Source organism: Cupriavidus sp. FW305-26, from assembly GCF_058787975.1.
Genome location: NZ_JBYTAH010000034.1, coordinates 41,121 through 65,137 on the forward strand (window position 1 = coordinate 41,121; position 24,017 = coordinate 65,137).

At 64.6% G+C, this 24,017-nt stretch carries 20 protein-coding genes; 16 read left to right on the forward strand and 4 right to left on the reverse strand.

Features of this window, described 5'->3' with window-relative positions:
- Window positions 1-3: 3 nt before the first annotated feature.
- The 5 genes from AC3WQZ_RS18985 to AC3WQZ_RS19005 all read left to right on the forward strand — a co-directional run bounded on the left by AC3WQZ_RS18985 (window position 4) and on the right by AC3WQZ_RS19005 (window position 3,934).
- Window positions 4-747 carry a lytic transglycosylase domain-containing protein gene (locus AC3WQZ_RS18985; RefSeq protein WP_492301039.1) on the forward strand — a complete coding sequence of 248 codons (744 nt, stop codon included), beginning with the start codon at window positions 4-6 and terminating at the stop codon, window positions 745-747.
- Complete coding sequence (locus AC3WQZ_RS18990; RefSeq protein WP_492301041.1) at window positions 744-1,637, forward strand: 2OG-Fe(II) oxygenase; 894 nt, start codon at window positions 744-746, stop codon at window positions 1,635-1,637. Before AC3WQZ_RS18985 ends, AC3WQZ_RS18990 begins: the two co-directional genes overlap by 4 nt.
- The gene (locus tag AC3WQZ_RS18995) at window positions 1,634-2,464 is read left to right on the forward strand and encodes an AraC family transcriptional regulator (protein WP_439671008.1); all 831 of its coding nucleotides are present in this window, start codon (window positions 1,634-1,636) and stop codon (window positions 2,462-2,464) included. The genes AC3WQZ_RS18990 and AC3WQZ_RS18995 overlap by 4 nt, the downstream gene beginning before the upstream one ends.
- A gap of 83 nt (window positions 2,465-2,547) precedes the next feature.
- Window positions 2,548-3,201 (forward strand): LysE family translocator, encoded by a 654-nt coding sequence (locus AC3WQZ_RS19000; protein WP_439671007.1) that lies wholly within the window; start codon window positions 2,548-2,550, stop codon window positions 3,199-3,201.
- A 118-nt stretch (window positions 3,202-3,319) separates the two neighbouring features.
- Window positions 3,320-3,934, forward strand: a complete 615-nt coding sequence (locus AC3WQZ_RS19005) for a LysE family translocator (protein ID WP_010814739.1) — start codon at window positions 3,320-3,322, stop codon at window positions 3,932-3,934.
- Window positions 3,935-3,981: 47 nt separating this feature from the next.
- Here AC3WQZ_RS19005 and AC3WQZ_RS19010 read toward each other — a convergent pair whose 3' ends face one another.
- Together AC3WQZ_RS19010 and ffh are read right to left on the reverse strand one after the other, a co-directional pair.
- On the reverse strand, window positions 3,982-4,524 hold the full coding sequence (locus AC3WQZ_RS19010) for a hypoxanthine-guanine phosphoribosyltransferase (protein WP_011616075.1): 543 nt from the start codon (window positions 4,522-4,524) through the stop codon (window positions 3,982-3,984).
- A 56-nt stretch (window positions 4,525-4,580) separates the two neighbouring features.
- On the reverse strand, window positions 4,581-5,975 hold the full coding sequence (gene ffh / locus AC3WQZ_RS19015) for a signal recognition particle protein (protein ID WP_010814737.1): 1,395 nt from the start codon (window positions 5,973-5,975) through the stop codon (window positions 4,581-4,583).
- A gap of 141 nt (window positions 5,976-6,116) precedes the next feature.
- Here ffh and AC3WQZ_RS19020 point away from each other — a divergent pair, with 141 nt between their 5' ends.
- From AC3WQZ_RS19020 to AC3WQZ_RS19065, 10 genes are all read left to right on the forward strand, one after another.
- Window positions 6,117-7,055, forward strand: a complete 939-nt coding sequence (locus AC3WQZ_RS19020) for a cytochrome C assembly family protein (protein ID WP_492301043.1) — start codon at window positions 6,117-6,119, stop codon at window positions 7,053-7,055.
- A 6-nt stretch (window positions 7,056-7,061) separates the two neighbouring features.
- Window positions 7,062-7,364: a PP0621 family protein gene (locus tag AC3WQZ_RS19025; protein WP_010814735.1), complete on the forward strand. Its 303-nt coding sequence runs from the start codon at window positions 7,062-7,064 to the stop codon at window positions 7,362-7,364.
- The gene (locus AC3WQZ_RS19030) at window positions 7,361-9,466 is read left to right on the forward strand and encodes a sensor histidine kinase (RefSeq protein WP_492301044.1); all 2,106 of its coding nucleotides are present in this window, start codon (window positions 7,361-7,363) and stop codon (window positions 9,464-9,466) included. The genes AC3WQZ_RS19025 and AC3WQZ_RS19030 overlap by 4 nt, the downstream gene beginning before the upstream one ends.
- A gap of 25 nt (window positions 9,467-9,491) precedes the next feature.
- Window positions 9,492-11,117, forward strand: a complete 1,626-nt coding sequence (locus AC3WQZ_RS19035; protein WP_193385846.1) for a sigma-54-dependent transcriptional regulator — start codon at window positions 9,492-9,494, stop codon at window positions 11,115-11,117.
- Entirely contained in the window at window positions 11,114-11,731 is a 618-nt protein-coding gene (gene ampD / locus AC3WQZ_RS19040; protein WP_492301046.1) for a 1,6-anhydro-N-acetylmuramyl-L-alanine amidase AmpD, read from the forward strand. The genes AC3WQZ_RS19035 and ampD overlap by 4 nt, the downstream gene beginning before the upstream one ends.
- Window positions 11,732-12,226: 495 nt before the next feature.
- A complete protein-coding gene (locus tag AC3WQZ_RS19045) occupies window positions 12,227-15,160 on the forward strand; it encodes a ribonucleoside-diphosphate reductase subunit alpha (RefSeq protein ID WP_492301048.1) in 2,934 nt (977 codons plus the stop codon).
- 143 nt (window positions 15,161-15,303) lie between these two features.
- Window positions 15,304-16,491 (forward strand): ribonucleotide-diphosphate reductase subunit beta, encoded by a 1,188-nt coding sequence (locus AC3WQZ_RS19050; protein WP_116313103.1) that lies wholly within the window; start codon window positions 15,304-15,306, stop codon window positions 16,489-16,491.
- Window positions 16,492-17,660: 1,169 nt separating this feature from the next.
- Entirely contained in the window at window positions 17,661-18,335 is a 675-nt protein-coding gene (locus AC3WQZ_RS19055) for a hypothetical protein (protein ID WP_492301050.1), read from the forward strand.
- A gap of 256 nt (window positions 18,336-18,591) precedes the next feature.
- Window positions 18,592-20,151 carry an AAA family ATPase gene (locus tag AC3WQZ_RS19060; RefSeq protein WP_492301052.1) on the forward strand — a complete coding sequence of 520 codons (1,560 nt, stop codon included), beginning with the start codon at window positions 18,592-18,594 and terminating at the stop codon, window positions 20,149-20,151.
- Window positions 20,152-20,168: 17 nt separating this feature from the next.
- Window positions 20,169-21,059 carry an HNH endonuclease gene (locus AC3WQZ_RS19065; RefSeq protein ID WP_492301054.1) on the forward strand — a complete coding sequence of 297 codons (891 nt, stop codon included), beginning with the start codon at window positions 20,169-20,171 and terminating at the stop codon, window positions 21,057-21,059.
- Between the two features lie 108 nt (window positions 21,060-21,167).
- Here AC3WQZ_RS19065 and AC3WQZ_RS19070 read toward each other — a convergent pair whose 3' ends face one another.
- Both AC3WQZ_RS19070 and AC3WQZ_RS19075 read right to left on the reverse strand, forming a co-directional pair.
- Window positions 21,168-21,383 (reverse strand): SymE family type I addiction module toxin, encoded by a 216-nt coding sequence (locus tag AC3WQZ_RS19070; RefSeq protein ID WP_492301056.1) that lies wholly within the window; start codon window positions 21,381-21,383, stop codon window positions 21,168-21,170.
- A 280-nt stretch (window positions 21,384-21,663) separates the two neighbouring features.
- Window positions 21,664-22,239, reverse strand: coding sequence for a TetR/AcrR family transcriptional regulator (locus AC3WQZ_RS19075; protein WP_492301057.1), 576 nt, complete (start codon window positions 22,237-22,239; stop codon window positions 21,664-21,666).
- 336 nt (window positions 22,240-22,575) lie between these two features.
- Between AC3WQZ_RS19075 and AC3WQZ_RS19080 the strand changes: the two genes are divergently transcribed.
- Entirely contained in the window at window positions 22,576-23,793 is a 1,218-nt protein-coding gene (locus AC3WQZ_RS19080) for an oxygenase MpaB family protein (protein WP_492301058.1), read from the forward strand.
- The last annotated feature ends 224 nt before the right edge of the window (window positions 23,794-24,017 follow it).

Below are 24,017 nucleotides of genomic sequence, written 5' to 3' on the forward strand. Positions count from 1 at the left end.
CCCATGCGCGCCGCCCGCGGCATGTCCGGTGCCGCCCGCCGCTGCGCGGGCGGGCTGCTGCTGGCCGTCGCGGCCATGGCAGCCCACGCCGGCGCGCAGAAGGAAGAAGACCTCGCCGATTCCGTGCGCGGCGCGCTGGCCGCCGCCATTGCCGATGACCGGCCCACGCGGCCGGTATTCGCGTCCGGCGGCGAGCGCCTGGCCTACCTGAAATGGCTGGGCGAGATGTCCGCCCGCCTGGCCTCGCGCATCCCCGAGCCGCAGGTGCGCGTGGAACTGATCGAGGTGGCCTACTACGAGGCCAAGCGCGCCGGGCTGGAGCCCGCGCTGGTGCTGGGCCTGGTCCAGGTCGAGAGCAACTTCCGCAAGTACGCGATCAGCTCGGCCGGTGCGCGCGGGCTGATGCAGGTGATGCCGTTCTGGGTGCGCGCCATCGGCGACAGCGACCCGCGCAAGCTGTTTCACCTGCAGAGCAACCTGCGTTACGGCTGCACCATCCTGCGCTACTACCTGGACCGCGAGCAGGGCGACCTGTACCTGGCGCTGGGCCGCTACAACGGCAGCCGCGGCCGCCCCGAATATCCGAACGCGGTGCTGGCGGCGTGGAAGCGCTGGCAGTATTCCGAAGCCACGGTCACCGTGGCCGGCGAGCCCGAGATCGCGCCGTCGCGCCCGCGCGCACCGGTGTCCGAGCCGCCTGCCCGCAACCCGTTCTCGTCGCAGCGCGTCGCCGCCAATCCGTCATGATCCGCGAAGCATCCGTTGCCGGCGGCAAGACCGGCTACACCGAATCCTCGCCCGAACTTGAACAATGGCTGGCCCGGCATATCGCCCAGGGCTTTGCCGCAGATGCGCTGGTGTTGTCGATGCTGCGCTCGGGCTATGACGACGCCTTTGCGCGCCAGGCCGTGGCCGCGGCATTTGCACAAGATGCCTATGGTGCCGCGCCGGCCCGGCCTGCGCCGGCGCGCTCCGCAGCTGCAGCCGGCACGCCCGCGGTCTACGCGGCCGATGGCGGGGACCGCCAGGTCCCGATCCTGTTCCGGCTGGCGTCGCCACAGGTCCAACTGTTCCAGCAGCTGCTGACCGACGACGAGTGCGATGCCCTGGTGGCGCTGTCGCGCGGCCGCCTGGCGCGCTCGCCGGTGGTCAACCCGGACACCGGCGACGAGAACCTGATCGATGCCCGCACCAGCATGGGCGCGATGTTCCAGGTGGCCGAGCACCCCCTGATCACGCGCATCGAGGCCCGCATCGCCGCCGTCACCGGCGTGCCCGCCGAGCACGGCGAAGGCCTGCAGATCCTCAACTACAAGCCCGGCGGCGAGTACCAGCCGCACTTCGACTACTTCAATCCGCAGCGCCCCGGCGAGGCGCGCCAGCTGTCCGTCGGCGGGCAGCGCATCGCCACCCTGGTGATCTACCTGAACACGCCCGAGGCGGGCGGCGCCACCGCGTTCCCGCGCGTGGGGCTGGAGGTGGCGCCGGTCAAGGGCAATGCGGTGTACTTCAGCTACCTGCTGCCCGACGGCACGCTGGACGAACGCACCCTGCACGCGGGCCTGCCGGTGGCATCCGGCGAGAAGTGGATCGCCACCAAATGGCTGCGCGAACGGCCGTACCGCAGCGAGGCATGAGCCGCCCCACGGCCGCGCCTGGCGCCACCCGCTGGTGGGCTGATCCCGCGCTGCCGTTTGCCGAAAGCCGGCGCGCCAGCCACAGCAGCGCCAGCTACCTGCCGCATATCCATCCCACCCTGTCAGTCGGCGCCGTTGACAGCGGCACCAGCCGCTTTGCCTGCGGCGCCGATGCGGCGCTGATCGGGCCCGGCGCGGTGGTGGTGATCCCGGCGGGCCAGTCGCATGCCTGCAATCCGGTGCCCGACGGGCGCTGGAGCTACCAGATGCTGCATTTCGATCCGGCGTGGGTCGCCTCCGTGCTGGATGAGGACGGTGCGGCACGGTCCGCGCTGCCGGCGTGCGTGACGAAGTCGCTGCCGGTCTACGGGCTGGTCTGCGGGCTGAACCGCGCGCTGTTCTCGGCCGCGGACAGCGTCGAGAAAGAGGCCGCGCTGGTCGCCTTCATCGGCGACCTGCATGCCGCCATCGATACCGGCGCAGCCACGCGGACCATGCCGGCGCCCGTTGCCATATCCGCTCGGGTGGCGCAGCTGTGCGAGCTGCTGCACGCGCGCCATGCCGAACGGCTGCCGCTGGCCGAACTGGCGCGCGCCTGCGGCCTGAGCCGCTACCACCTGATCCGTGCCTTCCGCGCCGAGACCGGCATGACGCCGCACGCCTACCAGCTCGACCTTCGCATCCAGCACGGGCGCCGCCTGCTGCGGCAGGGCGCGGCGCTGGCCGAGGTGGCGCTGGCGCTGGGCTTTGCCGACCAGAGCCACTTCCAGCGCGCTTTCAAGCAGCGCGTCGCCATGACGCCGCGCGGCTATCAGCGCGCTGCCTGATACGGCCTGCCGCCACAGCAACTTTCTTCAAGACCGCCGACATCCCGGTACACGACACTGCCGGCTCTTCACGGAGGGTCGGCATGGACATGGCTTTCGATCTCGGCGCGCGGACGCTGCCCTGGCAGCAGTTCGCCATGGTGGCCGGCGCGCACGCGCTGGCGCTGCTCAGCCCGGGGCCGGATTTCTTCCTGGTGGTGCGCAGCGCGCTGGTGCACGGGCCGCGGCGCGCGAGCGGCGTATGCCTGGGTATCGCGCTGGGCAATGGCGTCTTCATCGGCCTGGCGCTGGCCGGATTTGCCGCGATGCGCGACCATCCGCTGCTGTTCGCGGCGTTGCAGTGGGCGGGCTGCGCCTACCTCGCATGGCTGGGCTGGCGGCTGCTGCGCACCAGCGGCACGGTGGCCATTCCCGCAGCGGACGGCGGCGCGCCCGCGCCGTGGCTCACCCAGCTGGCCAGCGGGTTCCTTTCCGCCGTCCTGAATCCCAAGAACGGGCTGTTCTATGCCAGCCTGTTCTCGGTGCTTGCCGCCAGCCGCACTCCGCCTGCGGTGCAGCTCGCCTACGGCGCATGGATGTTTGCCGTGGTGCTGGGCTGGGATCTGCTGGTGGCGCATGGCATCGGGCATCCGGCGGTGGCGGCGCGCTTCGGGCGCTCGGTGCGATGGGTGGAGCGGATCACGGGTGCGGTGCTGTGGCTGCTCGCGTTTGCCATCGCTTGGCACGCGCTGCGCTGAACCAGCCAGCAGGCCTGGCCCGTATCGGTATTTATCGAAAAAATTGTACCGGTACTGTACCGCTAACTGACCGTAGACTGATTTCCCTGAATGTATCTGAACGCCCCTGGAGTCAGTCATGGAAGTATCCCAACTCGCCGCCGGAACCGGTGTTTTTGCCGCGTTTGCCGGCTTTGCGCTGGTGTCGTCGATCACCCCCGGTCCCAACAACACGATGCTGCTCGCCTCGGGCGTGAATTTCGGCTTCGTGCGCACGGTGCCGCACCTGCTCGGCGTCAGCATTGGCTTTGCGCTGATGGTGGGGCTGGTCGGGCTGGGGCTGGGATCGATGTTCCACGCCTTCCCGTGGACCTGGCAGGTGCTGCGCGTGGTGGCGACGGTCTACCTGATATGGCTGGCGTGGAAGCTGGCCACGGCCGGCGGCGTGCAGGACCAGCAGGTCAAGCGGCCGATGGGCTTCTGGGCCGCGGCGGCGTTCCAGTGGGTCAATCCCAAGGCGTGGGTGATGGCGGTGGGCGCGTGCAGCACCTATGTGCTGCACGGCAACCTGTGGCTCAACGTGCTGCTGCTGGCGGGGATCTTCGGGGTGGTGAACCTGCCCAGCGTGGCGATGTGGGCACTGTGCGGCTCGGCGCTGCGGCGCTGGCTGGCGCGTCCGCGGGTGCTGCGCGCCTTCAATATCGGCATGGCCGTGCTGCTGCTGGCCTCGCTGTGGCCGATCCTGGGCGCCTGAGGATGGCGCCGGGGCAGGCACCCGGGCGGGTGCCTGTATTCAACTGATCAAACCAGCGCGCGGATCGAGTCCAGGTTGCGCCAGTAGCCCTTGGCATCCATGCCGCACCCAAACACATAGCGGTCCGGCACGGCAAAGCCGCAGAAGTCCGGATGCATGGGCTTGATCTTGGTCAGCGTCTTCTCGCACAGCACCGCGGCGTGGAATTCCTTGGCGCCCATGTCCATGATGCGCTCGCGGATCGCGGCCATGGTCTCGCCTTCATCCAGGATGTCGTCCAGCACCAGCACCACGCGGTCCTTGACCGACTCGCGCGGGGCCACGCGCCACTGCATCTCGCCGCCCACGGTCTTGTTGTTGTAGCGCGAGAGGTGGATGTAGTCGAACTCCAGCGGGAAGGCCAGCTTGGGCAGCAGCATGCCGGTGAAGACCACCGCGCCGCCCATCACCGACAGCACCAGCGGGAAGGCATCGCCCATCTTGGCGGTGATTTCCGCGGCCATGCGGTCCAGCGACGCCTGGACTTCCGCGGCGGAGACGATTTCCTCGGAGTTGGCCCACAGCTCGCGGGCCTGTACGGCACTCATCATGATGTCTTTCCTGTTCTTTTGCGGGGGGAGGCAAGTCGGGGTGCGACGGACGGATTCTAGCGGTTGAAGAGGCCCTTCATGCCGCCCTTCATCGCGCCCATCTGGCGCATCATCTTCATCATGCCGCCGCCCTTGAGCTTTTTCATCATGGACTGCATCTGGTCGAACTGGTTGAGCAGGCGGTTCACTTCCTGCACCGGCACGCCGGCGCCCGCGGCAATGCGGCGCTTGCGGCTGGCCTTGATCAGCTCGGGCTTGGCGCGCTCGGTGGGCGTCATGCTGTTGATGATGCCTTCCATGCGGGCCACCTGCTTCTCGGCCTGGTCCATGTTGGCGCCCTGCGCCTGCTGGGCGAACTGCGCCGGCAGCTTGTCGACCAGGCTGCCCAGGCCGCCCATCTTCTTCATCTGGCCGATCTGGGCCTTGAAGTCTTCCAGGTCGAAGTCACCGGTCTTCTTGATCTTCTTGGCCAGCTTTTCGGCCGCTTCCATGTCCACGCCGCGCTGGGCTTCCTCGACCAGCGCGAGGATGTCGCCCATGCCCAGGATGCGCTGGGCCATGCGGTCGGGGTAGAAGGGCTCCAGGCCGTCCAGCTTTTCGCCGACGCCGACAAACTTGATCGGGCGGCCGGTGATATGGCGCACCGACAGCGCCGCGCCGCCGCGCGCATCGCCGTCCAGCTTGGTCAGCACCACGCCGGTCAGCGGCAGGGTATCGTTGAAGGCCTTGGCGGTGTTGACCGCGTCCTGGCCCAGCATGGCGTCGACCACGAACAGGGTTTCGGCGGGCTTCAGCTCGGCGTGCAGGGCGGCGATTTCCTGCATCATCAGCTCGTCGATACCGAGCCGGCCGGCCGTGTCGACGATCAGCACGTCGTGGTAGTGCTTGCGTGCCCAGTCCACCGCCGCGCGGGCGATGTCCGCCGGCTTCTGGTCCGGCTGCGACGGGAAGAAGTCAGCGCCGACCTGCTCGGAAACCGTCTTGAGCTGGGCGATAGCGGCGGGGCGGTAGACGTCGCACGAGACCGTCAGCACCTTCTTCTTTTTGTTTTCCTTGAGCCACTTGGCCAGCTTGCCCACGGTGGTGGTCTTGCCGGCGCCCTGCAGGCCCGCCATCAGGATGATGGCGGGCGGCTGCACGGCCAGGTTCAGCTCGGCTTCCTTGTTGTTGCCGCTGGCCGCGTCGGCGCCGCCGATCACGGCGGTCAGCTCGCGCTGGACCACGCCGACCAGGGCCTGGCCCGGGGTGAGGCTGCTGACAACCTCCTCGCCCATGGCCTTTTCCTTCACGCGGGCAACGAATTCGCGCACGACCGGCAGCGCCACGTCGGCTTCGAGCATGGCAAGGCGCACTTCGCGCAGCATCTCGGCGGTGTTGGCCTCGGTCAGGCGCGCCTCGCCGCGCATGGTCTTGACCACACGCGCCAGGCGTTGAGTGAGATTGTCCAGCATGGCAGGAATCGGGGGAGAAGTCGGAGCAGGGCTCGGGGCTGAAATCGGAGGCAGTCTTGCACACGGGGCGGGCCTGGAACACCGGTTACACCGGTTCAAGCGGGCCGCCACCGTCCGTGGGCACTAAGGTAAACTGCGTAAATGGTGATTGTACTGTATGCCCTGACGGCACTTCTCTATTGCGGCCTGGCCTTTCACGGCTGGGCCACGCGCCACCCACGCCTTGCCACCGCTGCCGGCCCGGCAGGGGGGGCGACCTCGGCCGTGCTGGTGGCCGGCGGCGGCCCCATCCCCCCGGCGGGCGGCGCGCACGGCGAAGGGCGCCCGGCCTGGTGGCACGTGCTGATGCTGGCGGCGCTGGCCAGCCACGGCATGCTGCTGCATGAAACCATCTTTCCGGCCGAGCGCATGATGTTCGGCTTTGCCTTCGCACTGTCGGCCATGCTGTGGCTGGGCGTGGGCATCTACTGGATCGAAAGCTTCTTCTTCTCGCTGGCGGGGCTGGGCCTGATCGTGATCCCGGTGGCGCTGGTGGCCAGCCTGATGCCGCTGGCCTTCCCCGGCTCGCAGATCCTGGGCTACGCGGCGCGGCCGCTGTTCAAGCTGCATTTCATCATCGCCAACGTGGCCTACGGGCTGTTCACGCTGGCGGCGTTCCACGCCTTCCTGATGCTGCTGGCCGAACGGCGCCTGCATGGCTTCCGGCACGCGCCGGCGCGGCCGCCGGAGCAGCAACCCAGCGAATGGCTGGGCCGCTGGCTTGATCTGCTGCCGCCGCTGCTGACGCTGGAGAAGCTGCTGTTCCGGCTGATCGGGGCCGGCTTTGTGCTGCTGACGCTGACCATTGCCTCGGGCCTGCTGTTCTCTGAAGAGCTGTTCGGCCGCGCCTTCCGGCTGGACCACAAGACGGTGTTCGCGCTGATCTCGTGGGCCATGTTCGGCGGCATCCTGGCCGGGCGCATCTTCCGCGGCTGGCGCGGCAAGGTGGCGCTGCGCTGGGTCATCGCCTCGTTCGGCATCCTGCTGCTGGCCTATGTCGGCAGCCGTTTCGTGATTGAAGTCGTCCTGCATCGTCTCTGATTCCCCATGGCACGTATCCTGATCCTGCTGGCCGTGGTGCTGGGCGTCATCTGGTGGCTGCGCGCCCGCGCCGAGGCGCGGCTGGCTGAACACCGCGCACGCCAGGCCCGCGAGGCCAGCGAGCGCACTGCCGCCGCCGGCCCGGCCGACGCCACCGCCGAACCCATGGTCCAGTGCGCCCAGTGCGGCGTGCACCTGCCGCAGGGCGAGGCCATTGCCTGGCGCGGCCTGCACTACTGCCGCCGCAGCCACCTGCCTGACGAAAGCCGGGCCGAGGGCAGCGACAGCAGCAGCGGCCCCCGCCCATGACAGAGCCGGCGTCGTCGGGCTGGCAGCGGCTGAACGCCTGGCGCGGCCTGGCCCAGCTGTGGCGCCAGCCCGAACCGCCTGACTTTCACTGGCGCCTGCTGCGCTATTTCTGCTGGACCCGCGTGGCCGTGGGCCTGCTGCTGGTCGGCTTTGCGCTGATGCGGCGCGGCGAGCCGGCCTCCGTCACCGCCATCACGAATGCGATCCCGCCCGTGCCGTTCGACCTCGGGGGCCTGGGCGGCATCGAGCACGCGGCGGCCATGACCATCGCCGTGCCCTATCTTGGCATTGCCGTGGCGATGCTGGCCGGCACGCTGTGGCGCCGGCACTTCCATCTGCGCGTGCGGGTGCAGGTGCTGGCCGACCTGGCCCTGCTGGCGCTGGTCTTCAGCGTGCTGGGGCGGGGCGGTCAGGCCGAGGGCCTGGCCATGATCTTCCTGCTGCCCGCGCTGGAAGCCGGCGCACTGACCAGCCTGCTGTTCGCGCTGTTTGCCGCGTCGATCTCCGCGCTGGTGGTGATGAGCGGGCCCTTCATGCACACCATCCTGCTGCGCCAGGCCGATGCCGGCCTGCTGGGCTCGGGCCTGTTCGGCCTGGTGTTCATGATCGCGGCGCTGCTGATGTATATGCTGGCCAACCGCCAGATCGCGCAGGAGCGCCTGGCGCTGGCGCGCGAGCAGGAGCTGCGCCTGCAGCAGCTGGTCAACCGGCTCATGGTCAACGACATGCAGGACGGCGTGATGCTGGTGCGCGCCAACGGCGCGGTGGTGGCCGCCAACCCCGCGGCGGTGGTGCTGCTGGGCGTGCAGCCGCATGAGCGCATCTACTCGCGCCGGCTGGGTGGTGCGGCAGGTCAGGGCGGAGAAGCAGTGCTGTTCGACCTGCGCCGCATCCCGCGCCTGCAGCCGCTGATGGAGATGCTGCGCGACTGGCTGCACAGCAAGGACGACGTGCCGCGCATCCTGCAGCTGCTGCCGATGGCGTCCGGCACCGCGCTGGCCGACGGCACCATGCAGCACACCCGGCTGCGGCTGCGCTTTGTGCTGCCGGGGCTGGCAGGATTGCGCTCGACCATGGCGCATGGCCGCACCGTGCCGGCCACGCTGGATACCGCCGCCTGGAGCGAACTGTCGCCCGAAGCCGCCGGCCGCCTGCGCCTGGCCATCGCCCAGAACGAGGCCATGGCCTGGTCGCAGGAGGATGAGGCCCTGTTGCGCAACGAGATGCGCGACACCGTGCTGGTCCATATCGAAAGCTGGGAACGCATCGCCGAGCAGGTGCAGCAGGAAAAGCTGGCCGCCATGGGCCGGCTGGTGGCCAGCATCGCGCACCAGATCCGCAACCCGCTGGCGGCAATCAGCCAGGCCAGCGAGCTGCTGGGAGACTCCGGCCGGCGCGACCCTGCCGCGCAAGAACATGGCGGCGCCGATGTCGATATCGACGCCCGCCTGCTGCGCATCATCAACGACAACGTGCGCCGGCTGGACCAGGTGGTGTCAGACGTGCTGCAGATGTCGCGCCGCCCGCGCACCGGCCGCAGCACCGTGCACCTGGCGCAGGCGCTGCCCGAGATCGTCGAGCGCTGGCGCGCCGAAATGCGCTCGCGCCGCCCGCGCGCCGGCGAGACCCGCCCGGCGGGCCGGGCCGACATCAACGCCAATGCCATCCGGCTGACCGTGGACGTGGCCCAGCCGGTGGTGTTCGACGCCTCGCAGCTGCAGCAGGTGCTGGGCAACCTGCTGGACAACGCCTGGCGCTACTGCAGCCGGCTGCCGGGATCGATCCGGCTGCTGGCGCATGCGCTGGACCAGCACCATGCCGAGCTGATCGTCTGGAACGACGGCGCCGAAGTCGCGCGCGAGCACCAGCGCAGCCTGTTCGAACCGTTCTTCACCAGCAACGCCCAGGGCACCGGGCTGGGCCTGTTCATGGCGCGCGAGCTGTGCGGCGCCAATGACGCCCAGGTGCGCTACGGCGCCATCGCCTTGCCGGCGCTGTTGGAGCGCACTGGCATGCTGGCCGCCGCCGCGCGCGATACACTGCCGGCCAAGGCTTTCGTGCTGACGCTGCGCATCGAGAGTGCCGATGCGGCCGCCGCCTGACCTGTCCCAACCCAGCCACCACCCCATGCCACCCCGAATGTCCCGAGCGCCCGATCCCATCCTGGTCATCGACGACGAGGCCGACCTGCGCGAGCTGCTGGACATCTCGATCCGCCGCATGGGCCATGACGTGGTGCTGGCCGGCTCGCTCGCCGAGGCGCGCGAGAAGCTGGCGCAGCGCCGCTACAGCCTGGTGCTGACCGACATGCGCCTGGGCGACGGCCTGGGCATCGAGATCGTGCGCCAGCTGTCGGCCGCGCCGGAACGCATCCCGGTGGCGGTCATCACCGCCTACGGCAGCGCCGACAACGCCGTGGAAGCACTCAAGGCCGGCGCCTTCGACTACATCGCCAAGCCGGTATCGCTGGAGCAGCTGCGCAGCCTGGTGCTGAACGCGCTGGGCCGCCAGCAACGCGACAGCACCGATGCCGAAGCCGCCGCGGCCGAGCAGGCCGCCGACCGCGCCGCCGCCCTGCTGCCCGGCCATTCCGCCGCCATGCTGGAGGTGCGCCGTTCGCTGTCGCGGCTGGCGCGCAGCATGGCGCCGGTGGTGATCAGCGGCGAATCCGGCAGCGGCAAGGAGCGCGCCGCGCGCGCCATCCACGCGACCAGCGGCCGGGCCGCGCATCCGTTTATCGCCGTCAACTGCGGCGCCATCCCCGAGAACCTGATGGAGTCCGAGTTCTTCGGCCATGTCAAAGGCGCCTTCACCGGTGCCGACGGGGAGCGCGGCGGCTTCTTCCAGGCCGCCAACGGCGGCACGCTGCTGCTCGACGAGGTGGCCGACCTGCCGCTGCCGATGCAGGTCAAGCTGCTGCGCGCGCTGCAGGAGCGCCGGGTGCGCAAGATCGGCGCCAGCCGCGAAGACGCCGTCGACGTGCGCGTGATGTGCGCCAGCCACAAGGACCTGGCGGCGATGGTGTCGGCCGGGCAGTTCCGGCAGGACTTGTACTACCGCCTGAACGTGCTGGCGCTGCGCATGCCCACGCTGCGCGAGCGCGGTGAAGACATCCCGGTGCTGGCGCGCGCCATCCTGGACCACCTGGCGGTGCGCTACGGCGACCCGCGCCCCAAGCGGCTGTCGCCGGCGGCGCTGCAACGGCTGGTGGCCTATCCGTTCCCCGGCAACGTGCGCGAGCTGGAGAACCTGCTGGAGCGCGCCTACGCCTTTGCCGAGAGCGAAGAGATCGAGCTGGCCGACCTGGGCCCGCTGGACGCCGGCGCCGAGCGCGCCGGGCTGATGCATGCCCCCGCGCCGGCGATGGCGCCCACCAACTATTCCGCCCCCTGGGGCGCCGCAGGCATGTGGGCGCCGGTGCCGCCGGCCGCCGCGCCCGCGCCGGCCCCGGCAGAGCCGCCGCCCGTGGTGCCGGCCCCGGCCAGCGCGCCCGAACCCGAGCCCGCCGGCGATCCCGCCGAACGCGCCTGCCGCGGCATCGTCTTCCCGATCGACCTGCAAGCCAGGCTGGAAGCCGTGGAGCGCGAGCTGATCCTGCAGGCGCTGGCGCAGACCAACTTCAACCGCACCGCGGCCGCGCCGCTGCTGGGCCTGAACCTGCGCCAGCTGCGCTACCGTATCCAGCAACTGGGCATCCGCGAGGCCATGGACGCCGCCGAACGCAGCACCGTGGAAGGCGAGGGCACGTCATGAGCAAGCCCGAGCACCGCTATCTGCCAGAGGCCGACGGCTGGGTCCCCGCCGCGCGCCGCGTGCCGTCACCAAACTTTGACGAGCGCCCGGCCGGCATGCCGGTGGACCTGGTGGTGCTGCACAACATCAGCCTGCCGCCCGGCCAGTTCGGCAGCGGCGACATCGAGGCCTTCTTCCAGAACCGGCTCGATCCCAACAAGCACCCGTACTTTGCCACCATCCACCAGGTGCAGGTGTCCGCGCACTTCCTGGTCACGCGCGAGGGGGAGCTGGTGCAGTTTGTCCCGTGCACGCAGCGGGCCTGGCACGCCGGACAGTCCGACTTCTTCGGCCGCGCCCGCTGCAACGATTTCTCCATCGGCATCGAGATCGAGGGCTGCGACGACCTGCCGTTCACCCTGGCCCAGTACGACACCGTGGCCGCGCTGGTGCCCGCGCTGCTGGCCGCCTACCCGGTGCGCGCGATTGCCGGCCACAGCGACATTGCCCCGGGGCGTAAGACCGATCCCGGCCCGCATTTCGACTGGGCGCGCTTCGCCACGCAGGCAGGCCTGGCGCCCGGCATGTTGCCCTACCAGTGCCCTGGCGCGGCTGGCCGGGTGACGAATCCTTAACCTCATTCCCCATCCCCGTGCGCCCCGTTCCGGCGCACATGCCCCACCTCCGGGTGGGGCTATCGCAACGTCGCAACAATCAAAAAAATTTTTGTGAAATGTGCAGTTGCGAACGGTCTGACGAAAACCCTTGCGAGTACTAGGCTTGCGGGCATGTGGCGTTGCCGCATCGGCGCCACCGCCCCCGAAAAAGCGCTTGTCAAGACTGGTCATTCGGATTCGTTTCACTATACTTAGCCCAGTTTCACGCATCACACACTATATCTAGTAGTCAAACCGGGGAGCCGGCCCCAAGGGCGAGTCAGGGATCACGAAGTTCGTGCATCGTCTCGAAACCGCCCGCTAAGGCCAGCGAATCACAAGAGTCCCTGGCGAAATGTTCACGTAAAGGCAGTCTGTCCGCCCCCGACCTCACGCCGGGAGGGACGTTCTTTTCGCCGCATTTCGCCAGGGACTCTTTTGTCTCTTATTTCCAGGGTAAAAACAGGAGTTCTCATGCAAACGGCCCAGAACGAAATCACCACGGGTGGCGCCGCCGCCGGTATTGCACCGACCGCGCAGCAGACCCCCGCCAACGCCGCCAATACGAACTACCCGGATCACAAGATCATTCGACGCAACGGCGCCGTGGTGGCTTTCGAGCCGTCCAAGATCGCCGTTGCCATGACCAAGGCCTTCCTCGCCGTGAACGGCGGGCAGGGCGCCGCGTCCGCGCGTGTGCGCGAGATCGTCGAGCAACTGACTGACAACGTCGTGCGCGCACTGGTGCGCAGCCGCCCCAACGGCGGCGCCATCCATATCGAAGACGTGCAGGACCACGTGGAACTGGCGCTGATGCGCTCGGGCGAGCATGAAGTGGCCCGCGCCTACGTGCTGTACCGCGAGAAGCGCAAGGACGAGCGCGCCCAGGCCAACGCCCAGGCCGTGGCCCGCGTGCAGGAGGGCGGCATCTCGGTCAACGTGACCGATGGCGGCGTCACGCACGTGCTGGACATCGCCGCGCTGCATGACCTGATCGACAACGCCTGCAGCGGCCTTGGCAACGCAGTGAGCGCCGAGCCGATCCTGAAGGAAACCCTGAAGAACCTGTACGACGGCGTGCCGATGACGCAGGTGTACGACTCCGCCATCCTGGCCGCGCGTACCCTGATCGAAAAGGACCCGGACTACAGCCAGGTCACCGCCCGTATCCTGCTGCACACCATCCGCAAGGAAATCCTGGGCACCGAAGTGACCCAGGCCGAGATGTCCAGCCGCTACGCCGAGTACTTCCCCAAGTTTATCGCCCGCGGCATCGAAGCCGAGCTGCTGGACGAGCAACTGGCCACCTACGACCTGGCCCGCCTGGGCGCCGCGCTGGACGCCGGCCGCGACTTCCAGTTCAACTACCTGGGCCTGCAGACCCTGTACGACCGCTACTTCCTGCATATCGATGAAACCCGCATCGAAATGCCGCAGGCCTTCTTCATGCGCGTGGCCATGGGCCTGGCGCTGAACGAGAAGGACCGTGAAGCGCGCGCCATCGAGTTCTACCAGCTGCTGTCGTCGTTCGACTTCATGTCGTCCACGCCGACCCTGTTCAACTCCGGCACCCGCCGCTCGCAGCTGTCGTCGTGCTACCTGACCACCGTCTCCGACGACCTGGAAGGCATCTACGAAGCGCTGAAGGAAAACGCGCTGCTGTCCAAGTTCGCCGGCGGCCTGGGCAATGACTGGACCAACGTGCGCGCGCTCGGCTCGCACATCAAGGGCACCAACGGCAAGTCGCAAGGCGTGGTCCCGTTCCTGAAGGTGGTCAACGACACCGCCGTGGCCGTGAACCAGGGCGGCAAGCGCAAGGGCGCCGTCTGCGCCTACCTGGAAACGTGGCACCTGGACATCGAAGAATTCCTGGAACTGCGCAAGAACACCGGCGACGACCGCCGCCGCACCCACGACATGAACACGGCCAACTGGATCCCGGACCTGTTCATGAAGCGCGTGATGGAAGGCGGCGAATGGACCCTGTTCTCGCCCGCCACCTGCCCGGACCTGCACGACAAGGTCGGCAAGGAATTCGAGAAGGCCTACCTGGGCTATGAAGCCAAGGCCGCCAGCGGCGAACTGAAGCTGTTCAAGAAGCTGCCCGCGCTGCAACTGTGGCGCAAGATGCTGGGCATGCTGTTCGAGACCGGCCACCCGTGGATCACCTTCAAGGATCCCTGCAACATCCGCAGCCCGCAGCAGCACGTCGGCGTTGTCCACAGCTCCAACCTGTGCACGGAAATCACGCTCAACACCAACGAGAGCGAGATCGCCGTCTGCAACCTGGGCTCGGTCAACCTGGTCGCCCACATGGCGAAGCAGGCCGACGGCACCTACGCGCTGGATCACGCCAAGCTGCAGAAGACCGTGCGCACCGCCATGCGCATGCTCGACAACGTGATCGACATCAACTACTACGCCGTGGACAAGGCGCGCAATTCCAACCTGCGCCACCGTCCGGTCGGCATGGGCATCATGGGCTTCCAGGACTGCCTGCACGTGCTGCGCACGCCGTATTCCAGCGACGCCGCCGTCAAGTTTGCCGATACCTCGATGGAAGCGGTGTGCTACTACGCCTACCAGGCTTCGACCGAGCTGGCCGAAGAGCGCGGCCGCTACAGCACCTATGAAGGCTCGCTGTGGGACCGCGGCATCCTGCCGCAAGACTCGCTCAAGCTGCTGGCCGAAGAGCGCGGCGGCTACCTGGAAGTCGACATGTCTGCCACGATGGACTGGGACAGCCTGCGCGCCCGCATCAAGCAGCACGGCATGCGCAACTCGAACTGCATCGCGATCGCGCCGACCGCCACGATCTCGAACATCATCGGCGTGTCCGCCTGCATCGAGCCGACGTTCCAGAACCTGTACGTCAAGTCCAACCTGTCGGGCGAGTTCACCGTGGTCAATGACTACCTGGTGCGCGACCTGAAGGAACGCGGCCTGTGGGACGAAGTGATGGTTGCCGACCTGAAGTACTTCGACGGCTCGCTGTCGCGTATCGACCGCATTCCGCAAGACCTGCGCGACATCTACGCCACCGCGTTCGAAGTCGAGCCGACCTGGCTGGTGGAAGCCGCCAGCCGCCGCCAGAAGTGGATCGACCAGGCCCAGTCCCTGAACATCTACATGGCCGGCGCGTCGGGCAAGAAGCTGGATGACACCTACAAGCTGGCATGGGTGCGCGGCCTGAAGACCACGTACTACCTGCGCACGATGGCTGCCACCCACGTGGAAAAGTCCACCGTGTCGCGCGGCTCGCTGAACGCGGTGTCGTCGGGCAGCGACAGCGGCTCCGCCCTGGACGCAGCCGCCGCATCGGCCCCGGCCATGCCGGAAGCCGAAGGCGCGGTCTGCACGATGCGCCCGGGCGACCCCGGCTTCGAAGAGTGCGAAGCCTGCCAATAAGTCTTACCTAACCCCCCGGTTTGCTCCCCTCTCCCGCCCGCGGGAGAGGGGCCGGGGGAGAGGGCCGGCGCAACCACGAAGTTGCACAAGTCAAAAAACACTGACCACCGCCGCCCCCAAACCGAATCACGGAGAACCACATCATGCTGAGCTGGGACGACGACGTTCAAGCCACCCCGCAGGCCGCACCGCAGCCTGCCCTGCAACCCGCTGCATCGGCTGCCACCGCTGACCAGCAAGGCGTCCTGCCGCCGAGCGCCACGCAAGCCGGCATCCTGGGCAACAACCCCAACGCCGCCGCCGCGCAAAGCAACCGCCGCGTCAACGCTGCCGACAAGCGCGTGATCAACGGCTCGACCGACGTCAACCAGCTGGTGCCGTTCAAGTACAAGTGGGCGTGGGAAAAGTACCTGGCCGGCTGCGCCAACCACTGGATGCCGCAGGAAATCAACATGTCCCGCGACATCGCCCTGTGGAAAGACCCCAACGGCCTGACCGAAGACGAGCGCCGCATCATCAAGCGCAACCTCGGCTTCTTCGTCACCGCCGACTCGCTGGCCGCCAACAACATCGTGCTGGGCACCTACCGCCAGATCACCGCGCCGGAATGCCGCCAGTACCTGCTGCGCCAGGCCTTTGAAGAGGCCATCCACACCCACGCCTACCAGTACATCGTGGAGTCCCTGGGCCTGAACGAAGCCGAGATCTTCAACGCGTACCACGAAGTGCAGTCGATCCGCGACAAGGACGAGTTCCTGATCCCGTTCATCGACACGCTGACCGACCCGTCGTTCAAGACCGGCACGCCGGAGAACGACCAGAAGCTGCTGAAGTCGCTGATCGTGTTCGCCTGCATCATGGAAGGGCTGTTCTTCTATGTGGGCTTCACGCAGATCCTGGCGATGGGGCGGCAGAACAAGATGACTGGGGCTGCCGAGCAGTATCAGTACATCCTGCGCGATGAGTCGCTGCATTGCAATTTTGGGATTGACCTGATCAACCAGATCAAGCTGGAGAACCCGCATCTGTGGACGGCGGAGTTCAAGGCTGAGATTACTGAGCTGTTCAAGAAGGCGGTGGATCTGGAGTATCGCTACGCTGAGGATACGATGCCGCGTGGGGTGCTGGGGTTGAATGCGCCGATGTTTAAGGGTTACCTCCGCTTCATTTGCAATCGTCGGTGCCAGCAGATTGGGTTGGATCAGTTGTTCGCGAATGAGGAGAATCCGTTCCCGTGGATGTCGGAGATGATCGATCTGAAGAAGGAGCGGAACTTCTTTGAGACTCGGGTTATTGAGTATCAGACGGGTGGGGCGTTGAGCTGGGATTGAGGCGTTGTCGTCGTCCTGTTGTGAAAAAAGAGAAATGGGAGCTGAGGCTCCTATTTCTTTTGGCTACGACTAAAAAAGGGTGAAATGGCTGCACTCGGCCATTTTGCGACGTCGCTGCTGCCTGTTCCCGACGACCGTTACGGGTACCCTTCTTGCCCGTGGCACGGCCCCGTGCATCGCAGGACAGCTTGATTGGTCAGTGCCAGACCGGCAGTGTGTGGCAACTGGTAATATCTGCTACAGGTGACCACGCAGGAAAGCCATGCTCGATTGGGACCGCAGAAAAACACCGAAATGGTGGTTGATCCGAAGAGATCAAGGAGGCCAGGCATACAGCGTTGGACAGGTATTGAAACTGCTCGCACCGGAAAAGTTGATATGTCAGCGGCTCTTTCCTCGGTCGCAAGAGTCGGCTCGGCCTGACACTCTTTCGTCTCGACATGGGCTAGATATGTTCCCGCCCCACACAGACTTCGCGATCATTGATGTCCCACCTCGATACCTCGTATTCGCCGCACCGCGTCCGCGAGCGGCCGAAACATTGATATACGACACCGGTGAACTTGTACGCGAATTCGGGATTGAGTATCTGCAGAGATGTTTGTACCTGTTGCGCGGTCGGACATCACGCTACTGTCGATTGATAACGCATCAAGACGATAGGAAGATATTTCGATACAACGCGGCGGTTATGGCTGCGCAGAACGTCGAGGCTCACGCTGTCACCGACTACATCATGACTTCGATGAGAGCTACGTGTCGCATAGATTGGACCGAGCATCGGGTGGCAATTCTGGATAATTGGAGCGCGATGCATGGAAGAGATGCGTTACGCGGCACGCCTGGTATAGGGCTATATCGTTTTGCAGTTTGGGGGAGCAATGACCTGGACAACTGAAAACTATTTTTCGAAGGCCCAATTGTACTGGCAACGAGGCAGTAGTCGTGGGCGAGACAGTGAGGACTTCATCCTATACCTTTGTTTCACCCTCGAGCTCATAGCTCGTGGGGCGGTATGTCACATTAGCCCTGCGCTCAATGCTGCCTCTGATCTTGAGAGTCTTCTCTTTGCCTGTGGACAGGTTCCGAGATCCCCACCAAAATCAGCGGACCTGCAAGAGATTATAAAAAGGCTTCAGCGACTAGTACCAGAGTTGACTGACGCGGAGGTGGCCAACGTCCAAACGCTCGTCAATACACGTAACGGCGAGCTTCACGGTGACAAAGCGGAGATCGCACAATTGGCGGCGCGCACTCTCATGCCGCACGTGTACTCGTTCATTGTCAAGGTAGCGGATTTCGCGGCTCAAGACTTGGACACCTTGCTGGGTCCAGAGGACGCCGAAGTCGCTAGAAGAACCGCCCAAGCAATCACAAAGGATCGATCGCGAAGAGTCCATGACCTCATTCGTGTTTGCAAGGAGCGGTTCTTCTCCCTGCCAAACAGCGAGCAAAAGGCGAAGCGGGACGCTTCGAAAACGGTAGCGTTGTCGGCAGTCCTCGTCAGCGGTCACCACATTATGTATTTGAAGTGCCCGGCTTGTGCGCAAAATGGACAACTATTTGCAGCCCCGGTCGGCAGAAGCTCGCCCTTTTTGAGAGGGGAGGAGTTGGTCCAGGAAGTTCGAGTGGCCCCATTTCAGTTCGGCTGCAAGTGCTGTGGCTTAGATATACGCGGCTTGGACGAACTGATGGCCGCTGGATTCGGGCATGAGTACTCTTCGATGGACCAAGTTGATCCGGTTGATCATTTCAATATCGACCCGCACGATTACATCGATGCCGAGACCGTGGCACGCGAGTACTACCGGGAAAATTACGGCGAAGAGTATCAGGATGAATGAGTGAAACATGTCCGCCGACCCTTAGCTCTCCCTGGGGAAACAGGTCTTGGGCGATGCCGAGCAGCTAATCGTCTTTAAGAGTAACAGCGCAAAATCGTTGTTCGCGGTTCGATGGATCATGGCGATGCTCGGGAGTTGGCTTGCAAGATCCTGGAGGGTGCAAAAGAGGCATTCACGCGTCGCGCAAGAATTTACTGGATTGTCTGATCGTAATCGCTTTTTGCGCGCAATAGTTTAGATGAATCGCAGAACTGCAATGATTATTCCAATCAATTTTCAGGTGGTCGGCCGAAACGAGAGCTGGACGAGGCGAAACTGCATCTATTTGCAGGAGGATAATTGGGACGATTATTCGTTCAAGACGACATTTTACGCTATCTATGTCAAGGCCGATGGCAGAAGGTTGGATCTTGGAACAGTAAAGATCGGCTACGTCGGCCAACCGCACGGGTGGACCCGGGAGGCGATTCCAAAGATCTTCCCGTTCCTGCCTGAGAACTGGTTTTCTCTGGGGCAGGATGTTGAGTACTACATCAAAATCCGAGACTCCTTGTCGCACGAAGAGGCGGATCATATCTTGCGCTGCCTGCGTGATGTGGTTGTCGATAAAAGTCGCATTAAGCAGTTTGAAACTGAGCAGGTTTTTAGAGATTCCATCACGCGCTCGGTAAGCCTGTCTCACATCTACGGGCAGTTCGTCCGCGTGCTTGCTGGAGATGCCGCACTCACCAAGTTCAGATTTGTCTATCGTGATCCGGGGGATGAAAGGAATGCACCGGTCGATCTTTCCTTTTTTGTTGAACCGGAATCGACCCCGTCAACCAATCTTCACGTTCTCATTGGAAGAAATGGAGTCGGCAAGACGACCTTGCTAAACAACATGGTTCGCGCGATCGTTATGCCCAGTGACGAAAATCGCGGAAGTTTCTTCGAGATCAGTGACTGGGGAGCGCAATCAAAGCTCGCTCCAGACTATTTTAGTAGCGTAGTCTCGGTGTCGTTCAGCGCCTTCGACCCATTCGTTCCGCCAGCGGACCGTCCGGACAGAAGCAAGGGAGTGGCCTACTACTACGTCGGGATGAAGAAGCGGGACAAGTCGAATCCACTCCATCCCGCGAATCTAAATCCGCCACAGCCTTTGTCAAAAAGCAACGATGATCTCGCGAATGATCTCGTGGATACCTTGGATGCGTGCTTGAGCCAGCCCGCCAAGGCAAGACGATGGAAGGCGGCCATCGAGCGGTTGGCGTCGGATGAAAATTTCGCCGACATGGAGTTAGGTCGGCTACTCGGTGCTGACAGGGCACAGGGCCTCGCTCTTGCCCGCAATTTGGTCAGTAGGATGAGTTCAGGACATTCCATCGTGCTGTTGACCATTACGAAGCTAGTGGAGACGGTTGAAGAGAAAACCCTCGTGTTGATTGATGAGCCGGAAAGCCACCTGCATCCACCGCTGCTTGCTGCATTCACACGAGCACTGTCCGATCTGTTGTACAGTCGAAACGGCGTCGCAATCATAGCCACCCACTCCCCGGTAGTGGCCCAAGAGGTGCCTAGGCGGTGTGTGTGGAAGATGACGCGGATACGAACCGAAGGCCGGGTTGACCGGCCTGAGCGAGAGACATTTGGTGAGAACGTGGGCGTGCTCACGCGCGAAATATTCGGCCTCGAGGTTTCCCAATCGGGGTTTCACGAGATATTGAGCAGGGCGGTTGATGCTGGTGGATCCTTTGAAAGCATCATGAGCGATTTTAAGGGACAGTTGGGCAATGAAGCACAGGCGCTGGTGCGCGCGCGGATAAGCTCGAAGGCGTAGCGACGAGGAGATTGTCAATGAAACGCCTAAATAGGCCTGCGATTGACGCTGAAGAGCTTTTCAAGGAATGCGTCCGAGGAATCTGGGATGTGCCGGTTGCGGAAAAGTTCTGGAATGCAATGGGAGCCATCTCGCCCAAGCTGAGTCAGTATGAAGAGCGCGCCGCGAAAAGTGAACTGTACCTGTCGGATCGTTGTCGGCGTGGGGAGGATGGCCAGTTCGTGGTGGGGGATATCACGAAGGGGGAACTCACGGCGTTGTACGAGAAGCAGATGGTCGCGAAGACTGGGCGGGTCAGAAGCGCTTACGACAAGATCTTGATCTCTGCCCCTCTTGGCAAGTGCCCATACTGCGGATTTGGCCATGCTTCAACGCTTGACCATTTTCTGTCGAAATCTCGTTATCCAGTTTTTTCCGTACATCCGGCAAACCTGGTCCCTGCGTGCAAGGACTGTAATACCGGAAAAGGGGCGGGTGTCGTGGAGCAGGGCGGTCAGATGCTTCATCCGTACTTCGAGGACGAGAATATCGAGGGAGAATCCTGGCTCTTTGCCGACGTCCTCCCTACCATTCCGGCAGCGATACGCTACCGGGTGGCTCCGCCGGTGACATGGGAACAGTCCTTGGCCGATAGGGTAAGCCGCCATTTCAACGAACTCGGTTTGGCGCGGCGGTTCGCTACGCAGGCCGCATCGGAGCTAGTTGAGGTGGGTGATCTGTTGGAGACATTGGTTTCCGACGATAGCCGACGGGAGCATCTGCGTACCGTTGCGACGGTAGAGCGCGCAAAGCGCAGAAACACGTGGAAGGCCGCCATGTACGAAGCCCTCGCAACCAGCGAATGGTACGTGTCCGGCGGGTACAGAAATCCGGCGGTGGCGCCCCTCAATGCACTCCTCCACCAATAGATTGACCGAAGAGAAAGGGGACAGATCTAATTCAAGATCTAGATCTAGCTCAGAAATAGACCCATTCCCATAGGCTCGTCAGCATCTACGGACCCCTTCCCACGGCAGCTATTCCGAGGAAATTACGACAACCTTATTCCGTACCTCCACTTTGAGCGCTTGCCCGATCTTGAACCCAGCCCGTTCCAACCATACCCCACCTAACCGAATCCATGGAACGCTTCGCATCCCACTATAGCGATTACTTTCAGTTGCCTTGACGTGGAAATGCCTGTAGCTGGTCGTGAATGTGCGCACGTGCGCAGTGGAAGTTATCTTCCGCATAGCGAACTCCTAATTCGAAACTTGGATTCGCCCGTGCAAACTGGGCGGCCGGGCACTTGAACACCGCCCCGCAGATCGGCCCGCATGTTTCCCCTTTCGGGTCTTGTATCGATGCGCGCTGCCCGGCCTTAGCAGTAAGCTATGGAAGACGCGCCACGGCTGTCGGCCGTGGCAACGCTCGGGGGGTGTGTTCAGCACCATGGGCAAGCCTACGTGTCTCGTGCATGTCGGAGAATGAGACAAGTCTAAGTTCACAGCACAGGATTGCCGACGCGAGCAGTTACCCCTCACCCCGCTGCGAAAACCCCAGCAAAAACAACCGAACAGCACGCCGCACCTTCTCACGCCGCGGCGCATCCAACCCCGCCGCATCCAACCCCTGAACCGCCCGATGGAACGGCTCGGCCGCCACGCTCTGCAGGAACTGCGAGGCCACGAAGGCGATCTCGTCATCGCTCGGATTGCCGGCAGCCCATGTGCGGAATACCGGCTCGAATGAGCGTGCCGCGCCGAGGATGGCGAAGTCGACTACGGTTCGGGCCAGTTGTGGAAACCGTGGTGCCTCGGCAATCGTCACGCGATACAGGCCCAGGACCTCGGGTCGCAGGATCCATTCGAGCAGCTCGCAGGCCATGCGGACCAGGCGTTCCTCCAGCGGCTCGCTGTCGGCTTGCGCCGGCTGTCCGGTTCGCAGGTTCTGCGCCACGTAGCGCAGCACGGCCGCCTCGAAGACTTCTGCCTTGCCGGCAAAGCGGGTGTAGTAGGTCTTCTTGGAAATGCCGGCGGCGGCGGCAATGGCCTCCACGCTGGTGGCGCCAAAGCCATGCTCGATGAAGAGCCGGGTGGCGTGGTCCATGATGGTGTCGGCAAGCTGCCCGGCCCGTTCCAGCGAGGGGCGTCCGGATGGCCGAACGGATGGTTGTCTGGATGGCGCCGCCGTCATTGCGGTTTCACTGCCCTTGCGCATTGCAATACTGTTCTCCGCTGTCGGCCTGATTGGGTGAGTGCCATGGCAGATGCGGGCCCGCATCTGAGCATAGGGAAAGCAATGGACTTGCGCATCGGCATCGGGCGTCCTATAAAGGAAACGATGCCGTTTCCTTTATCGTTCTTGTTATAGAACGACCCGTCCATTTGGCCAAGAATTATAAGAGGGCTGCATGCAGCTCTCCCGCTGACCCAGGAGACCCGAATGTCGCATGATGGCAGGCTGTCCCCCGCGTTGCCGGGCCGTGCAATTGACCAGGCCGCGCTTGCGGCGCGTTTCGGCGCCGAAGCCACGGCGCTGGTGATGGAAATGGCAGCCAGCGCCGATCCGCTGGCCGATGCGGCCATCGCCGCGCTGAACAGCGGACAGGCCGGCCATCCGGCGATCTTGCAAGCGGGCCTGCGGGAAGGGCGCGCAAGCCTGTCGAGCCCGCCCGAGGCCATCGACGCCTTTCTCCGGCAGGCCGAGTCGATTCCGCCGTGGGTGGATCCCGAACGCATACGGCGCGGGGCCGAAGCCTATCTGAGCATTGGCGCGCTGTGGACGAGCATCTCGCTTGGCCCGGGGTCGCTGGCGCATACCTATAGTTCTCCGGCCATTGCCAGCGTACTGATGGCCACCGGCAACCTGGATGCGCAATCTCCGCGGCGCCTGCTGGAAACGGCCGTCTGGCAGCAACAGACGCTGCGCCCGGGCGGCCTGGCGGCCGGTGCGCAGGGCTATATACATACCTTGCAGGTTCGCATTCTGCACGCCCGCGTCCGGGCCGGCTTGCTGGCGCGCGGCTGGGACACCACGCAACGCGGCATGCCCATCAGCCAGTTCGATATGTTGCGCACGTGGCTGGATTTCACCTACGTGCCCTTCAACGCGCTGGAGAAGATTGGCATTGAATTTGATGCCGACGAGTTCCGCGACCTCTACCACGTGTGGCAACTGGTGGCCCACTTGCTGGGGATTGAAGACCGCTACTACCGCCGGGTGACCGACCAGGCGTCCGGCGCGGAAATGCTGGCGCTGATCGATGCAGCCGCCGGCGAGCCCGATCAGGCCGCCGCGACGCTGACGGCCAAGATGCTGGATGCGGCCGCCCAACGCCTGGGGCCTGCCCTGGGCATGCCCGCAGACGCGGCGGTGGGTCTGATGCACGCTTTCTGCCGGCTGTTCCACGGCGACGACTTTGCCGACAAGCTGGGCGTGCAACGCAACTGGTGGAGCGGGCTGATGCCGGTCTTCGCCAATTCGAACCGCTACCAGCGCCTGCTTGAGCGGAGCGACCCCGAGGTCCGGCAACGCAAGATCGCCGCCACGCTGGCGGCGTTCGATCAGCAGATCGCGGCGCTCAAGGGGGAGACGACTTATCAGCACAACCTGAGTGCGTACTCGGGGGCGGAGATGCCCAGGACGCTTGCGGGTGCGTGATAGGGGCGGGCGATACTGACTGGCACGGCAGGCCGATGGGAGAAAGGGGACCCTTTCATCCCGTCCCAGGAGATCGCGGACTGCTCCGCCAAGGTGGCTGATATTGCCGGCTCCAGAATCCTGAGCGTTTGCCGCATTGGAGGAACATCTTGCTCTCAGCCGTTCGCTTTCACGACAAGCTTGATCAGCTCGCTCTGCGCAACGCTTCTTTGCAGGACTCGAGC

What these genes read in the sequence shown, in the direction of transcription:
- AC3WQZ_RS18985 (WP_492301039.1), top strand. Translation starts at nt 4, where the DNA reads ATGCGCGCCGCCCGCGGCATGTCCGGTGCCGCCCGCCGCTGCGCGGGC.
- AC3WQZ_RS18990 (WP_492301041.1), top strand. Translation starts at nt 744, where the DNA reads ATGATCCGCGAAGCATCCGTTGCCGGCGGCAAGACCGGCTACACCGAA.
- AC3WQZ_RS18995 (WP_439671008.1), top strand. Translation starts at nt 1,634, where the DNA reads ATGAGCCGCCCCACGGCCGCGCCTGGCGCCACCCGCTGGTGGGCTGAT.
- AC3WQZ_RS19000 (WP_439671007.1), top strand. Translation starts at nt 2,548, where the DNA reads ATGGACATGGCTTTCGATCTCGGCGCGCGGACGCTGCCCTGGCAGCAG.
- AC3WQZ_RS19005 (WP_010814739.1), top strand. Translation starts at nt 3,320, where the DNA reads ATGGAAGTATCCCAACTCGCCGCCGGAACCGGTGTTTTTGCCGCGTTT.
- AC3WQZ_RS19010 (WP_011616075.1), bottom strand. Translation starts at nt 4,524, where the DNA reads ATGATGAGTGCCGTACAGGCCCGCGAGCTGTGGGCCAACTCCGAGGAA.
- ffh (WP_010814737.1), bottom strand. Translation starts at nt 5,975, where the DNA reads ATGCTGGACAATCTCACTCAACGCCTGGCGCGTGTGGTCAAGACCATG.
- AC3WQZ_RS19020 (WP_492301043.1), top strand. Translation starts at nt 6,117, where the DNA reads ATGGTGATTGTACTGTATGCCCTGACGGCACTTCTCTATTGCGGCCTG.
- AC3WQZ_RS19025 (WP_010814735.1), top strand. Translation starts at nt 7,062, where the DNA reads ATGGCACGTATCCTGATCCTGCTGGCCGTGGTGCTGGGCGTCATCTGG.
- AC3WQZ_RS19030 (WP_492301044.1), top strand. Translation starts at nt 7,361, where the DNA reads ATGACAGAGCCGGCGTCGTCGGGCTGGCAGCGGCTGAACGCCTGGCGC.
- AC3WQZ_RS19035 (WP_193385846.1), top strand. Translation starts at nt 9,492, where the DNA reads ATGCCACCCCGAATGTCCCGAGCGCCCGATCCCATCCTGGTCATCGAC.
- ampD (WP_492301046.1), top strand. Translation starts at nt 11,114, where the DNA reads ATGAGCAAGCCCGAGCACCGCTATCTGCCAGAGGCCGACGGCTGGGTC.
- AC3WQZ_RS19045 (WP_492301048.1), top strand. Translation starts at nt 12,227, where the DNA reads ATGCAAACGGCCCAGAACGAAATCACCACGGGTGGCGCCGCCGCCGGT.
- AC3WQZ_RS19050 (WP_116313103.1), top strand. Translation starts at nt 15,304, where the DNA reads ATGCTGAGCTGGGACGACGACGTTCAAGCCACCCCGCAGGCCGCACCG.
- AC3WQZ_RS19060 (WP_492301052.1), top strand. Translation starts at nt 18,592, where the DNA reads ATGATTATTCCAATCAATTTTCAGGTGGTCGGCCGAAACGAGAGCTGG.
- AC3WQZ_RS19065 (WP_492301054.1), top strand. Translation starts at nt 20,169, where the DNA reads ATGAAACGCCTAAATAGGCCTGCGATTGACGCTGAAGAGCTTTTCAAG.
- AC3WQZ_RS19070 (WP_492301056.1), bottom strand. Translation starts at nt 21,383, where the DNA reads ATGCGGAAGATAACTTCCACTGCGCACGTGCGCACATTCACGACCAGC.
- AC3WQZ_RS19075 (WP_492301057.1), bottom strand. Translation starts at nt 22,239, where the DNA reads ATGGACCACGCCACCCGGCTCTTCATCGAGCATGGCTTTGGCGCCACC.
- AC3WQZ_RS19080 (WP_492301058.1), top strand. Translation starts at nt 22,576, where the DNA reads ATGTCGCATGATGGCAGGCTGTCCCCCGCGTTGCCGGGCCGTGCAATT.